Origin of the sequence: Pseudomonas sp. SWRI18 (assembly GCF_014268345.1) — a bacterium.
Taxonomy (GTDB): Bacteria; Pseudomonadota; Gammaproteobacteria; order Pseudomonadales; family Pseudomonadaceae; genus Aquipseudomonas; species Aquipseudomonas cedrina.
The window spans coordinates 94,133-110,311 of sequence record NZ_JACCQQ010000015.1 but is presented as its reverse complement, the minus strand read 5'-3'; the positions used below and the strand labels follow the sequence as shown (position 1 = coordinate 110,311).

Genomic DNA, 16,179 nt, shown 5'->3' with positions numbered 1-16,179 from the left:
GAACGTCTCACTAGTGGTAATGAGAACCAGCCTCAATAAACATTTAGAATCTGCCCACTAAAACATAGAAGAGAAAGCATCCATGTCAGTACGTCTCGGTCTGAGCCCCCTGAGCAAAGCGCTATCGATGCGACGGGCCCTGAACTTCAACCTGTTGCCAAGCGCGCTGGCCCTTGCGGTATCAATGCCCATTGCCGGGTACGTCCAGGCCCAAGAGATCGAGCTCGACATCCCTGCACAGCCGTTGGGGACGGCACTGCAAGCGCTTGGCCACCAGAGCAATCTGCAAGTGCTCTACAGCCCTACCGACGTACAGGGCAAAACCAGCACCGCAGTCAAAGGCAAACAGGACCCCAAGCAAGCTATCGCCACCCTGCTTAAAGGCACCGGCATCAATTACACGCTGCAAGGCAACGCCGTGACCATCAGTGCGGTCGCGACCTCAGGGCTGGAACTGGGTGCCACCCAAGTGACGGCCAACCAATTGGGCACCGTGACCGAAGGCACCGGTTCGTACACCCCTGGCACCATCGCCACGGCAACGCGCCTGGTATTGACGCCACGGGAGACGCCGCAATCGATCTCGGTGGTGACGCGGCAGGTGATGGATGATTTTGGTCTCAAATCCGTCGATGATGTGATGCGCCATACGCCTGGTATCACAGTGTCGACTTATGACACCGAGCGTACCAACTACTATTCCCGGGGTTTTTCCATCGTCAACTTCCAGTACGACGGTATCCCCACCTTGCGCGATGCCCAGTACTCGGCAGGCCAGACGCTGACAGACATGGCTATCTATGACCGCGTCGAGATCCTTAAGGGGGCTACCGGCCTGCTAACTGGCGCAGGCGGCCCTGGCGGCACCATCAACCTGATCCGCAAAAAGCCTACCTCCGAATTCAAAAGCAGCATCGAACTGGGTGCCGGCTCGTGGGACAATTACCGCTCACAAGTTGATGTAAGCGGCCCCCTCACCGAAACAGGAAACGTGCGCGGACGCGCCGTCGCGGCGTATCAAGACAAACAATCGTTTCTTGATCATTACTCGCGTAAGACAGGCGTTTTCTACGGCATCCTTGAATTCGACCTGGACGAAGACACCCTACTGACCCTCGGTGCCGATTATCAGAACAGCGATCCCAAAGGCTCAAGTTGGACCGGCACACGCACGATCTTCGATGCAACCGGCAATAAGCTAGACCTGCCGCGCTCGTTCAACAACGGTCCGAAGTGGGGCTCGTGGGAACAGTACAGCCGCACGGTGTTCGCAACTCTGGAACACAACTTTGACAACGGCTGGGTGACCAAGGGCCAATACAACCATCAGGTCAATGGCTACGACGCACCTCTGGGCTATATTTCCCAAGACTCCGCCACTGCCAGCTCCATTTACGCGCGCAAATACGTCGGCGATACCACGAGTGACAGCCTTGATGTCTACGCTTCGGGTCCGTTCGAACTGTTTGGTCGCGAACACGAACTGGTCATCGGGCAATCCCTGTCAATCTCCAAGTGGAAGGCCAAGGACTACACCGCTACCACTTATTTCGGCAACTCCTACGACTTCTATAATTGGCATGGCCAAGCGATTGAGCCACTGTGGACTGCCACGAAGGTCAATGACGAAACCACCCGCCAGACCGGCACCTATGTCACCGGCCGCTTTAGCCTGACGGATGAACTGCACCTGTTGCTCGGCTCGAGGATAGCCAACTATCAGGTCACCGGCACGAGCGATACTCAGGAAAGCGGCAAGGTAGTGCCATACGCCGGCCTTACGTATGACCTGAATGACAACTTCACTGCGTATGCCAGTTACACCGAGATATTCCAACCGCAAACCCAGTACCGTACCCGCACGCGTGCGATGCTTGATCCCAACGAAGGCAAGAATTATGAATTTGGTATCAAGGGCGAGTTCTTTGACGGCCGCTTGAACTCCAGCCTCGCCTACTTCGAAGTGCATGAAGAAAACCGCCCGATTGCCGACACGGTTTGGAACTCACAGCCAGGCGTAGACTATTCCTATGTCGGCACCAAGACAAAAACGAAGGGCTACGAAGCAGAAATCTCCGGCGAGCTCGCACAAGGCTGGCAACTGCAGGCGGGCTACACCCACAAGGTCGCTCGGGATGATGAAAGCAAAAAAGTAGCCACTTGGGAGCCAGAAGACCAAGTCAGTTTCTACACCACCTACAAACTGCAAGGCAACCTCGACAAGCTCACCGTCGGCGGTGGCGCGCGCTGGCAAAGCGCTGGCTGGCAGACCGTTAACAACTGGGGCTACCCCGGCGGCGGACGCTCTGAAAAATTCACTCAGGAACCCTACTGGCTGGTCGACCTGATGACCCGCTACCAAGTGACCGAGAACCTGTCGGCTACCCTCAACGTCAACAACCTGTTCGACAAGCACTACTACACCAACATCGGTTTCTATGATTCCGCCTACCCTGGCGACCCGCGCAACTTCATGGTCACCACCCGCTACGACTTCTGACCCGCAACACCCAAAGCCCCTGGTCACACATGACCAGGGGCTTTTTCATGGCCCATAGCAAAACGCCCCTGATCATCAAGAATGATCAGGGGCGTTTTGCTACCTCACCGTTTACTCCAATGCGGCCACGAAACTGCGGATGAACGCGGCGTTATCGACGATCCGGTGGTGGGTGGTGTCTATCACCACTGAACGCTGAATACCCGCCTGGCCAATCACCTCGCGCATGCCGCCTTCAATCAACGCCTGGTGCATACCGCCTTCACTCAGTGCCGCCCACCAGCAGTTGACCGGCGCCTTGATCGGGCGGTATTCGGTATCTTGCAGACGCTCATCCAACAGTTGCTTGATTGCCCAGGAACGCTCGGTTTCGCCGCCTTCCTGCAACTCGTCCTTGAGGGCACTGTAGCTGTCGCCCAGAGTCGACTCCGCCCAGGCGGACAGGTGCTGCCATCGCTCCTCCTCGCCGCCGCTGGCCGCGTGCCAGACGGTTTGGATCTGTTCGGCATACTGAGGGAACATCACACCCAGCATATCGGCACGCCGCTCAGCAGCAGAAATGACGCGCTCGTCCAACAGCGCGCCCTGATTCCAGAACGCAGTAAAGCGCGCAGGCGGCGGCGCATCGATCCAGCCCACCGACTCGACCTCGCGACCGGCCTGTTCCAGGTGGTAGGCGACCTCCATGGCCAGGTTGCCACCCAGCGACCAGCCGGCCAGGCAAAAGGCACCCTTTGGCTGGGCGCTGAGCAACTGCTGCGTGTAATCCTCAATCATCTGCGCCCAACTCGGTACCTCAGCGCTTTCTTCCGCCAGCGCGCGACACATCACGCCCATCACCGGGCGCTGCTCACGCAACGCCAGGGCAATGGCTTTGTAGCAATGCACCGAACCAAAACTTGGGTGGAACAAATAGAGAGGCGTGCCTTCGGTTCGGCCATTAAGCGGCACGATCAGCGACGCTGAGCCACTGCCCTGCAGACAGCGCGCCTGCCCGGCCACCGTCGGATGCAGCATCAATTGACTGACCGCCAGCGAGACACCGCACGCCTTGTTGAGGCGCTCCTTGAGTTTCAGCATCAGCAACGAATGGCCACCCAGCTCGAAGAAGTTGTCGTGCATGCCGACGCGTTCTACGTCCAGTACCTGTGCCCAGACGGCGGCAATGCGTTGTTCCAACCCGGTATGCGGCGCGACGTATTCCCGGCGCGACGCATCGGGCTTGGGTAACGCCTTGCGGTCCAGTTTGCCATTGGGGCTCAGCGGCATCTGTTCCAGCACCACCCATTGCGCAGGGACCATATAGTCTGGCAGCTGACGTTCCAGATAGGCCTGCATGCGGTCACGCCAGCCTTCGCCCGCCTGCTTGAGCACCACGTAACCCACCAGGTGCTGGCTTTCCACCACCAGCACAGTGGCTTCACGTACATCCGGATGTTCAAGCAAACGCGCTTCGATTTCGCCCAGCTCAATGCGCAAGCCCCGCAGCTTGACCTGATGATCAAGGCGCCCGAGGTACTCGATGACGCCATCGGCACGCTGGCACACGCGGTCCCCGGTGCGATACAGGCGTGCCCCGGCCTGGAATGGGCAAGGCACAAAACGTTCGGCGGTCAGGCCGGGACGGCGATGGTAGCTGCGCGCCAGGCCTTCGCCGCCCAGGTACAATTCGCCCGTCACCCCGACAGGCACCGGCGATAAGCCGGCGTCCAGCACATAAGTACGCAGGTTCGCGATCGGCTCACCGATAGGTACCGTGTCCTGGCCTTCATCGATACAGGTCCAGTGGGTCACGTCGATGGCGGCCTCGGTCGGGCCGTAGAGGTTGTACAGCCCGGCTTGCGGCAATTTGGCGAATACCTGTTGCTGGGCATCCACGGGCAGTGCTTCGCCGCTGCACACGATACGCTGCAAGCTTTGGCAAGTGCCTGCCTGTGGGTCCTGCAGGAAGGCCTGGAGCATCGACGGCACGAAGTGCAACGTGGTGATACGTTCTTGATTGATCAGGTTGATCAACTTCGCCGGATCGCGGTGATCCCCTGGCGCCGCTACTACCAGCCGCGCGCCGGTCATCAAGGGCCAGAAGAACTCCCAAACCGATACATCAAAACTGAACGGCGTTTTTTGCAAGACGCTGTCGCGGGCCGTCAGGCCATAAACCTCCTGCATCCAGCACAACCGGTTGGTCAGCGCCGAATGGCGGTTGCCCGCCCCTTTGGGCAGACCGGTGGAACCGGAGGTATAGATCACATAAGCCAGGTTCTCGCCGTCCACAACGATGCCTGGATTGTGTTCGGCGTAACCTTCAAGCCAGGCATCGCCCAGTACCAGGCTGTGCACACCTTGCGCTACCGGCAACTGGTCCAGCAAATGCGCCTGGGTCAGCAGCAGCTTCACGCCGCTGTCCTGTAGCATGTAGGCCAGGCGGTCGCGCGGGTATTCGGGGTCCAGCGGCACATAGGCACCGCCGGCCTTGAGCACCGCCAGCAGGCCCACCACCATTTCGACGGACCGCTGCACCGCCAGCCCCACAAGTACGTCCGGGCCTACACCGGCTTCGATCAAACGATGGGCCAGGCGGTTGGCGCGGCGGTTCAACTCGGCATAACTCAACTGTTGCCCGGCAAACACCAGCGCCGGCGCGTCTGGCGTGATCGCGGCCTGGTCTTCGATCCATTGGTGTACACAGCGTTGCAACGGGTAATCGCGGGCAGTGGCGTTCCAGCCATGCACTGCAGCGTGCCGCTCATTGTCATCAAGCAAAGGCAACTGGCCGATACGCTGTTGCACGTCACCGGCCATACCCTGCAACAGGTTCAACCAATGACGCGCCATGCGCGCCAGGGTGCTCGGTTCAAACAAATCGGTGGCGTAAGTCAGTGAAGCGGCAAGCCCTTGGGTCGATTCATGGGTATTGAGGCTCAAATCGAACTGCGCGGTATGGCTGTCCCATTCCAGGCTGCTGACGTTCAAGCCAGGCAGTTGCTGGCTCTCATCGCCGGAACCGACCTGCGTCTGGTGGTTGAAGAGCACCTGGAAAAGCGGGTTGAAGCTCAGGTTGCGCTCAGGCTGCAAGGCTTCTACCAGTTGCTCAAAGGGCAGGTCCTGATGCGCCTGAGCCTCCAGCGCCCGTTGCTTGACCTGGGCCAGCAGTTGGGCGACCGTTTGCTGCCCATCGATGTCGGCCTTGAGCACTTGGGTATTGACGAAGAAACCAATCAAGCGCTCGGTCTCCACGCGATTGCGGTTAGCGATCGGCACGCCGACGCGGATATCACGCTGGCCACTGTAGCGGTGCAATAAGGCCTGGAATGACGCCAGCAACAGCATGAACAACGTCACGCCCTCAAGCCGAGCCTGAGTACGCAATGCGCTGACCAGCGCCGAGGGAATGTCGATGTCCAGGCTCGCACCACGATGGCTTTGCTGGGCCGGGCGCGAGTGATCCAGCGGCAGCTCCAGCACGGGCTGCTCCCCGCCGAGCAGGCCTCGCCAATAGTCCAACTGACGTGCTTTCTCGCCGGCGCCCATCCAGTTGCGCTGCCACACTGCGTAATCAGCATATTGAGCCGCCAGATCCGGCAACTGCGGCGCCTGGTTCTGGCTGTACGCAACGTACAGGTGCACCAGTTCATCCACCAATATGTGCATCGAACCACCGTCGGAGATGATGTGGTGCTGCACCAGCGCCAATACGTGGTCATTGTCGCCGACGCGCAGCAGGCCCACACGCATGAGCGGCCCCTGGGTCAGGTCGAACGGCCGTGCAATGAACGCCTCCACATGAGTACGCAGTGCAGCCTCTTCTACATCGCTGCGGGTGATCGCTACAGATATGTTCGCCGCAATAACCTGCACGGCACGCTCACCGTCTTGTTGCAGATGGGTACGCAGGCTTTCATGACGCGCGACCAGTGTGTCGAAACTGCGCTGCAACGCGGCCTGGTCCAGTTGGCCCTTCAAACGCAAGACACCCGGCACGTGATACGCCGCACTGTCCGGGTCCAGTTGCCAGAGGAACCATTGGCGTTCCTGGGCGTAGGACAAAGGCAACGGCTGATCTCGCCCCACGGCCAACAGCGGCGGCGCCAGCGGTGTATCGCTGTGGGTCGACAAGGCAGCAACAAACCCTTGCAAGCGCGGTTGCTCAAACAGGCTTCGCAGGGCGATTTCCCTGCCCAGCAGGTTGCGCAGGCGCGAGACGACCTGCATGGCCAATAACGAGTGGCCGCCCATGTCAAAGAAGTGATCCGTCAGCCCTACTCGCTCGGCGCCCAGGATATCGGCCCAGACGGCGGCGATCTGTTGCTCCAGCTCGGTGGCTGGCGCGACCCACGCCTGCTGCGATTGGCTGGCGTCCGGCTTCGGCAGCGCCTGGCGATCCAGCTTGCCATTCGGGTTCAGCGGCATGCGTTCAAGGAAGATCAGGTGCGCCGGCACCATGTAGTCCGGCAGTTGTTCACGCAGAGTCGACTTGAGCGCTTCGGCGTCGGTTTGTTCGCTGACCAGATAGGCAACCAACTGGTTGTCGGCAGCCAATACCAAGGTTTCACGCACGCCGTCCTGGGCCAGCAACAGCGCTTCGATTTCCCCCAGTTCGATACGGAAACCGCGGATTTTCACCTGATGGTCGACTCGACCGACGTACTCGATCACACCGTCAGCGCGGTAGCGCGCCAGGTCACCCGTGCGGTACAGGCGCTCGCCAGTTTCGCCGAACGGGTCCGGCACAAAACGCTCGGCCGTCAGCAACGCCCGGTTCAGATAGGCACGCGCCAATCCACAGCGGCTGCCGATGTACAACTCGCCCACGGCGCCCAGCGGCGCCAGGTTCAAATCGCGATCCAGTACATACAGCGCACGGCCTGGCAGCGAGCGGCCAATCGGGCTGGCGGTGGCGCCGATCAGTTCACCGCCTGATGTACAGTCCAGCACGCTCGAGACAACAGTGGCCTCCGTCGGGCCGTAGGTATTGAGCAAACGCACATGGCCGAGCCCGGCTTTCAACCACTGCGCCGGACCGTCCAGCGGCATGGCTTCGCCGCCGATATGAACCTGGCGCAGCACGCCGTAGGCGCGTGGGCCGGCGGCCAAACAGTCGAGCAGGAACAGGTTCCAGTACGCGGTCGGCAAGTCGGCCAGGGTAATGCCCTGGGCGATGATTTCCTCGTACAGCCTTGCACTGTCCCATAGCTCGGGACCACGCAGCACAACCGTGGCGCCATGGGTCAACGCCGGGTATAGCTGCTCGACGAAACCATCGAAGTTCAGGGTAGCGAATTGAAGAACACGGTCTTCAGAAGTCAACCGTGAATAACCGGCAGCCATGCTGGAAAACTCGGTCAGCGCCGCATGGTTGATCGCCACGCCCTTGGGCTTGCCGGTGGAACCGGAGGTGTAGATCACGTAGGCCAGGTTTTGCGGGGAAACCGTTATCTGCGGATCGCTTTCAGGGCACAACGCCAGGTTCGCATCCGCCACATCGATCGTCGCCATGCCTTCAGGCAATGGCATCGCCACATGAGACTGGGTCAGCACCAGGCGCACGCCACTGTCTTCGAGCATATGCAACAGGCGTTCACGCGGGTAGTGCGGGTCCAGCGGCACATAGGCGCCACCGGCCTTGAGCACCGCCAACAGGCTGACCACCATGTCGAACGAACGCGCAACCGCCACGCCCACCAATACTTCCGGCCCGATGCCCTGGCCGATCAGGCGATGGGCCAGGCGATTGGCTTGCAGGTTCAGCTCGGCGTAGCTGATGGACTGGTCGTCCAGGCACAGGGCAATCGCGTCGGGGCGCTGCCGCACTTGGGCTTCAAACAGACGATGTACGCCCTGTTGAACAGGCGCCGCTGCGCCGCCGGCATTCCATTGGTGCAACAGGCGCTGCTGCTCATCGCTGCCAAGCAACGCGAGTGCAGCAATCGGCTGCTGCGCATCGCTGGCCACCGCAGCCAACAAGTTCTGCCAGTGCTGCGCCAAGCGTGCCACTGTCGCGGCTTCGAACAGGTCAGTGGCGTAGCTCAACGAGGCCCACAGGCCTTCAGCGGACTCCTGGGTATCCAGGCTCAGATCGAAATGCGCCGTGTGGCCGTCCCATTCCAACCCTTCCACGCGCAAGCCAGGCAGTTGCTCGCCACGCGGCACGCGGGCTTCGGATTGATGGTTGAACATCACTTGAAACAGTGGGTTGAGGCTCAAACTGCGTTCCGGTTGCAGCGCTTGTACCAGTTGCTCGAAAGGCAAGTCCTGATGAGCCTGGGCATCCAGGGCCCGGCGCTTGGCCTGCTGCAACAGCTGGGCAAAGGTCATCTGCCCGTCGATGTCGGCCTTGAGCACCTGGGTGTTGACGAAGAAGCCGATCAGACGCTCGGTTTCTACGCGATTACGGTTGGCGATCGGTACACCCACACGGATATCCGACTGGCCGCTGTAGCGATGCAGCAAGGTCTGGAACGAGGCCAACAACAGCATGAACAAGGTCACGCCTTCACGCTGCGCCAGGGCTTTGAGGGCTGCAACAACGCCGGCCTCAAGACCGATATTCAGCCGCGCACCACGATAACTCTGAACAACCGGGCGTGGATGATCCAGCGGCAGCTCCAGTACCGGTTGCTCGCCGCCGAGCAGGTCGCGCCAGTACGTCATCTGGCGCTGCTTCTCGCCGGCCTCCATCCAGTCGCGCTGCCACGCGGCGTAATCGGCGTATTGCAGCGCCATCGGCGGCAGTGACGCCGACTGGCCCTGGCTGAAGGCGGCATACAGCTGAACCAGCTCATCGACCATCACCTGCATCGACCAGCCATCGGACACGATATGGTGCTGAACCACTACCAGCACATGTTCCAGCTCACTCAGTTGCAACAGCGTGACCCGCAGCAGCGGGCCTTGACGCAGGTCGAAGGGTTTGGCGATCTCGGCTTCCACCCGCGCCTGCAGTTGTTCGGGCGAAGTGTTCTCAAAGCGGGCGTAATCCAGCTCCCGCGAGGATGCCGGGAGAATGCGCTGTACGGTGCGCTCGCCCTCGCTGACAAACACCGTGCGCAAGGTTTCATGACGTGCCAGCAATGCGTCGAAACTGCGTTGCAGTGCGGCGCGATCCAGTTGCCCGCTCAGGCGCAATGCAGTGGGCACATGGTAGGCCGCGCTGTCGGGCTCCAATTGCCAGAGGAACCACTGGCGCTCCTGGGCGTACGACAACAGCAACGCGCGGTCACGTGCCACCGCATGCATCGGCGGCGCCAGCGGCGTAGCGTCCAGGGTCTGCAAGGCCAGCACAAACCCTTCCAGTTGCGGCTGTTCAAACAGGGTGCGCAGCGCGACTTCCCGCGCCAGCAACTGGCGCAGACGCGAAATCACCTGCATGACCAGCAATGAATGCCCACCCAGCTCAAAGAAGTTGTCCACCAGGCCAACACGCTCAACCCCCAGTACCTCGGCCCAGATCGCGGCGACTTGCTGCTGTAAGGCGGTGACCGGTTCAACCCACACTCCTTGGGATTGGGCCGCATCCGGCTGCGGCAAGCCCTTGCGGTCCAGCTTGCCGTTGGGGGTCAGCGGCATTTGCGCCAGGAACATGAAGTGCGCCGGCATCATGTAATCCGGCAGGCGGGCTTTCAGGGCGCGGCGCAAGCTGTCGCGGAACTCGGCCTGGTCGGCCAGGTTGGTGTCTGCCGGCACCACATAAGCGACCAACTGCTTACCGGTCGGACCCTCCTGGGCCACCACCACGGTTTCGCCGACGCTGTCCTGCTCGCGCAAGCGGGCTTCGATCTCGCCCAGTTCGATGCGGAAACCACGGATCTTAACTTGATGGTCGACGCGGCCGAGGTAATCCACCACGCCATCCGCACGGCCACGGGTCAGGTCGCCGCTGCGATACACGCGGCTGCCAGGCTTGCCGAACGGGTCCGGCACAAAACGTTCGGCGGTGAGTGCCGCACGCTCCAGGTAACCCCGGGCCACGCCCTCGCCGCCCAGGTACAACTCACCGGCGACGCCGATGGGTTGCAGGTTAAGGTGCGCGTCCAGCACGTAGCCGCTGCGGTTGCCCAACAAGGTTCCGATTGGCGCGTAGACCGCACCGCATGGGTCGCCACGGCGGGCTTTCCACAGCAGCGGCGTGACTACGGTTTCGGTCGGGCCATAGCCATTAAACAAGTAAGTCGGCTTGAGCGCGCGCCAGGCCAGGTCGTAGCTGGCTTGAGCAACGGCATCGCCGCCAAAGCAATACACCCGAACCTTCGGTGGATTACCGTCGCGCTCGGCATGTTCGGCCAGCTGCTGCAGGTACACCGGCGGGAACACCGCCATGGTCACGTTGTGGCGATGCATCTGCGCGTAGGTGTATTCGGGCAGCCACAGGCTGTCGTCACGGATCAGCACGCTGGCGCCATTGATCAGCGGGTGCATCCAGCCTTCGTGGGCGCCGTCGAAGGCGAACGACATGAAGTGCAGTTCGCAATCGGCCGGGGAGGTTTCATAACGCTCGCCGGTGGCAATGATGTGCGCCACCAACGGGCCGTGGGACACCGCCACGCCCTTGGGCATACCGGTCGAACCCGAGGTGTAGATCACGTAGGCCAGGTTGTCGCCGTCCAACTCGACTTGCGGTGCGGTGTCGCTGTAATCGGCCCAGGTTTCGGTGCGATCGATTGCCAGCGCCTCCAGCCCTTCAGGAATTGGCAATTGCTGTTGCACGGCTGAGTGGGTCAACAGCAGCTTGGCCCGGCTGTCTTGCATCATGTACAGCAGGCGATCGCGCGGATATTCCACATCCAGCGGCACGTAGACGCCACCGGCTTTCATCACCGCCAGGAATGCCACCAGGCTCTCGGCACTGCGCGGCATGGCAATCGCCACGCGCGCTTCGGGGCCGACGCCACGGGCGATCAGGGCATGGGCCAGGCGGTTGACCTGGCGGTCCAGTTCGCCGTAGGTGAGGGTTTGCGCGTCGAATTTCACCGCCACCGCTTGGGGGTTTTCAGCGGCGCGGTCGGCGACACGTTCGTGGACCAGACGCTCGGACGAGAAGCCCGCGTCGGTCTGGTTCCACAGCTGCAGGATGTGCTGTTGCTCATCCTCGCCCAGCAGGTTCAATTGGCCGATAGTTTGCTGTTGATCGGCAACCATTGCCTGCAACAGGTTCTGCCAATGCCGCGCCATGCGCTCGATGGTGGACGCCTCAAACAGATCGGTGGCATACCCCAGCGACGCCCAAAGCCCGCCCGCACTTTCCTGCACATCCAGGTCAAGGTCGAAATGCGCTGTACGCCGGTCCCATGCCAAGCCCTCGATACGCAAGTGGGCCAAGGCTTGCGGCGCATCACCCGGGCGCCCTTCGGCCTGGTGGTTGAACATCACCTGAAACAGCGGGTTGAGGCTCAGGCTGCGCTCGGGCTGCAAGGCTTCCACCAGTTGCTCGAAAGGCAGGTCCTGGTGCGCCTGGGCATCGAGGGCACGCTGTTTGACCTGCGCCAGCAGTTGGGCAACGGTGGTCTGCCCGTCGATATCGGCCTTGAGCACTTGGGTGTTGACGAAAAAGCCGATGAGCCGTTCGGTTTCGACGCGATTGCGATTGGCGATCGGTACACCGACGCGAATATCCTGCTGACCGCTGTAACGGTGCAGCAAGGTCTGAAATGAGGCCAGCAGCAGCATGAACAGGGTGACCCCCTGCGCCTGGGCCAGGGCCTTGAGGTCGGCGGCCAGGGTGGCTGGCAGCGGCACGTCCAGGCGCGCGCCGCGATGGCTCTGCTGGGCCGGGCGTTGATGGTCGAACGGCAGCTCCAGCACGGGCTGTTCGCCGCCGAGCATTTCACGCCAGTAGTCGAACTGGCGGGCCTTCTCGCCCGCCTCCATCCACCTGCGTTGCCACACGGCGTAGTCGGCGTACTGAATCGGCATGCCCGGCAGTTGCGGCACCTGGCCTTGACTGAACGCGGCATACAACCGCACAAGTTCGTCGACCATCACCTGCATCGACCAACCATCGGACACGATGTGATGCTGCACCAGCACTAGCACATGATCGTCTTTGGCCAGTCGCAGCAGCGTTACGCGCAGCAACGGCCCTTCCTGCAAATCGAATGGGCGGCCGATCTCGGCCTCGACCTGCGCCTGCAGGCCTGCCTCATCGACCTCACCCAACCGGATCGGCAAGGTCGCGTCAGGCCGAATCACCTGCCGTGCGCCTTCCGGTTGCACCTGCACACAGGTGCGCAGGCTTTCATGGCGGACCAGCAGGGCGTCGAAACTGCGCTGCAGTGCTGACACGTCCAAAGTGCCCTTGAGGCGCAAGGCGCTGGGAATATGGTAGGCGGCACTGTCGGGGTCCAGTTGCCAGAGGAACCATTGGCGTTCCTGGGCGTAGGACAGCGGCAGCGGTTGTTCGCGTCCGACTGCGAGCAGCGGCGGCGCCTGCTCACCTTCGGGCGCCTCCAGCGCTTGCAAGGCGGCGGCAAACCCTTCGAGCCGCGGTTGCTCGAAGACCAGTTTCAACGGGACTTCACGGGCCAATACATGACGCAGGCGCGAGACCACCTGCATCGCCAATAGCGAATGCCCACCCATTTCAAAAAAATGGTCGGTGAGCCCTACCCGCTCAACGCCGAGTATCTGCGCCCATACCGCCGCAACCTGTTGCTCCAGCTCTGTGGCAGGCGCGACCCACATTTGCTGCGATTGGCTGGCATCCGGTTTTGGCAACGCCTGGCGATCCAGCTTGCCGTTCGGGTTCAGGGGCATGCGTTCCAGGAAAACCAGGTGCGCAGGCACCATGTAGTCCGGCAGTTGCTCACGCAAAATCGACTTGAGCGCTTCGGCGTCGTTTGGCTCGGCCACCAGATAGGCCACAAGCTGGTTCTCGACAGCCAGCACCGAGGTTTCGCGCACGCCCTCCTGGGCCAGCAACAGGGCTTCGATTTCCCCCAGCTCAATGCGGAAACCACGGATCTTGACCTGATGGTCCACCCGGCCGACGTATTCAATCACCCCATCAGCGCGGTAGCGCGCCAGGTCGCCGGTGCGGTACAGGCGCGCACCGGTTTCATCGAAAGGGTCCGGTACGAATCGCTCGGCGGTGAGCGCTGCGCGGTTCAGGTAAGCACGCGCCAGGCCACACCGACTGCCGATATACAACTCGCCGACGGCGCCCAACGGCGCCAGGTTCAAGTCGCGGTCCAGCACATACAAGGCCCGGCCTGGCAGCGAACGGCCAATCGGGCTGGCGGTGGCGCCGATCAGTTCGGTGCCTGCGGTGCAGTCCAGCACGCTTGAGACAACCGTGGCCTCGGTCGGACCATAGGTATTGAGCAACCGCACCTGACCGAGCCCGGCCTTGATCCATTGCGCCGGGCCGTCCAGCGGCATGGCTTCGCCGCCGATATGGACCTGGCGCAGCGCGCCGTAGGCGCGCGGGCCGGCGGCCAGGCAGTCGAGCAGGAACAGGTTCCAGTAGGCCGTAGGCAAGTCGGCCAGGGTGATGCCTTGGGCAATGATTTCTTCATACAGCCGTGCGCTGTCCCACAGCTCCGGCCCCCGCAGCACCACCGTGGCGCCATGGGTCAGCGCCGGGTACAGCTGCTCGACAAAACCGTCGAAATTCAGGGTCGCGAATTGCAGCACGCGGTCCTCGCAGGTCAACCGCGAATAACCGGCAGCCATGCTGGAAAACTCGGTCAGGGCCGCATGGTTGATCGCCACGCCCTTGGGCTTGCCGGTGGAGCCGGAGGTGTAGATCACGTAAGCCAGGTTTTGTGGGGAAACCGCCACCTGCGGATCGCTCTCAGGGCACAGCGCCAGGTGCGCATCCGCCAGATCAAGCGTGGCCATCCCTTGCGGCAAGGGCATCGCCACCTGAGACTGGGTCAACACCAGGCGCACGCCGCTGTCTTCGAGCATATGCAACAGACGTTCACGCGGGTAGTGCGGGTCCAGCGGCACATAGGCGCCACCGGCCTTTAGCACCGCCAGCAGGCTGACCACCATATCGAACGAACGCGCGACCGCAACGCCCACCAGCACCTCCGGGCCAACACCCTGGCCGATCAGACAATGGGCCAGGCGATTGGCTTGCAGGTTCAGCTCGGCGTAGCTGAGGGTCTGGCCGTCCAGGCACAAAGCAATCGCGTCGGGGCGTTGTCGCGCCTGGGCCTGGAACAAACCGTGCACACCCGCAACGTCCTCGAATGCGGTCGTGCTGCGGTTCCACTCCTGCAACAACCTGCGTTGCTCGTCGTCAACCAGCATGCCGAGCTGTGCAATACGATTGCCGGCGCGTCCCACCACCGCCCGCAGCAGCATTTGCCAATGCCCGGCCATACGCTGCACGGTCGCAGGGTCGAACAGATCGGTGGCGTAGGTAAGCGAGGCCCAGATGCCTTCGGGCGACTCCTGGGTATCCAGGCTCAGGTCGAACTGCGCACTCTGGCTGTCCCACTCCAGGGCCTCCACGCCCAGCCCCGGCAGTTGCTGTTCGCCACGGCGACTGCGGCCTTCGGTCTGGTGGTTGAACATCACCTGGAACAGCGGGTTATGGCTCAGGCTGCGCTCGGGCTGCAAGGCTTCCACCAATTGCTCGAACGGCAGGTCCTGATGACTCTGGGCCTCCAGCGCACGCTGCTTGACTTGGACGAGCAACTGACTGAAGGACATCTGCCCGTCAATATCGGCCTTGAGCACCTGGGTATTGACGAAAAAACCAATCAACCGCTCGGTTTCCGCGCGATTGCGGTTGGCAATCGGCACGCCGACACGGATATCCGACTGCCCGCTGTAGCGATACAACAAGGTCTGGAACGATGCCAGCAACAACATGAACAGGGTCACACCCTCGCGCTGGGCCAATGCCTTGAGCCCAGTGACCAGCCCCGTATCGAGCCCCATGTCGAGCCGTGCACCGCGATAGCTCTGCACCGCCGGGCGCGGATGATCGAGTGGCAGTTCCAGCACCGGCTGCTCACCGCCCAACCGCTCGCACCAATAGCCCAGCTGGCGCTCTTTTTCACCGGCTTCCATCCAACTGCGCTGCCACAGTGCGTAGTCCGGGTATTGGATCGACAAGTCCGGCAGACGCACGTCCTGGCCCTGACTGTAAGCGACGTACAACTGCACCAGTTCATCGACCATCACCTGCATCGACACGCCATCGGAAACGATGTGGTGCAACACCAGCACCAGCACGTGATCCTCAGGCGTCAACTGCAGCAACTTGACCCGCAGCAGCGGGCCTTGCTGCAGGTCAAAGGGCTTGGCGGCCTCCGCTTGAACCAGCGCTTCAAGCTGCGCAGCATCAGCGGTTTCAACGGCGATTTGCAGTTGCAATTCAGGCCTGACCACCTGCAACACCTGATCGACGTCCTGATGCAAATAAGTACGCAGGCTTTCGTGACGGGCGATCAGGCTATCGAAGCTGCGCTGCAAGGCCGCCCGATCCAGGCGGCCTTTCAAACGCAAGGCGCGCGGCAGGTGGTAGGCCGAGCTCTGCGGCTCCAACTGCCACAGGAACCACTGCCGCTCCTGGGCATAAGAGAGTCGAAGCGGCTCACCTTCCTGGCGTTTGAAAACCGGGGCGATCTCAAACAGGTTGATACCTTGCTGCTTGAGCATGACCGCCAACGCTTTCTTTTGCTGCGCCGAAAGTGACCCTACCGACTCGATTAATGCTTGCACGCCAC

The 16,179-nt window shown here is 61.7% G+C and carries 2 protein-coding genes; one reads left to right on the top strand and one right to left on the bottom strand.

Annotated features, from left to right (window positions below; all coding sequences use genetic code 11):
- The first annotated feature begins 127 nt into the window (after positions 1–127).
- Positions 128–2,500: a TonB-dependent siderophore receptor gene (locus H0Z09_RS17395; RefSeq protein ID WP_186691907.1), complete on the top strand. Its 2,373-nt coding sequence runs from the start codon at positions 128–130 to the stop codon at positions 2,498–2,500.
- A 111-nt stretch (positions 2,501–2,611) separates the two neighbouring features.
- On the opposite strand, the gene H0Z09_RS17390 is transcribed toward H0Z09_RS17395, so the two are convergent.
- Positions 2,612–16,174 (bottom strand): non-ribosomal peptide synthase/polyketide synthase, encoded by a 13,563-nt coding sequence (locus H0Z09_RS17390; protein ID WP_346656797.1) that lies wholly within the window; start codon positions 16,172–16,174, stop codon positions 2,612–2,614.
- Between the last annotated feature and the right edge of the window lie 5 nt (positions 16,175–16,179).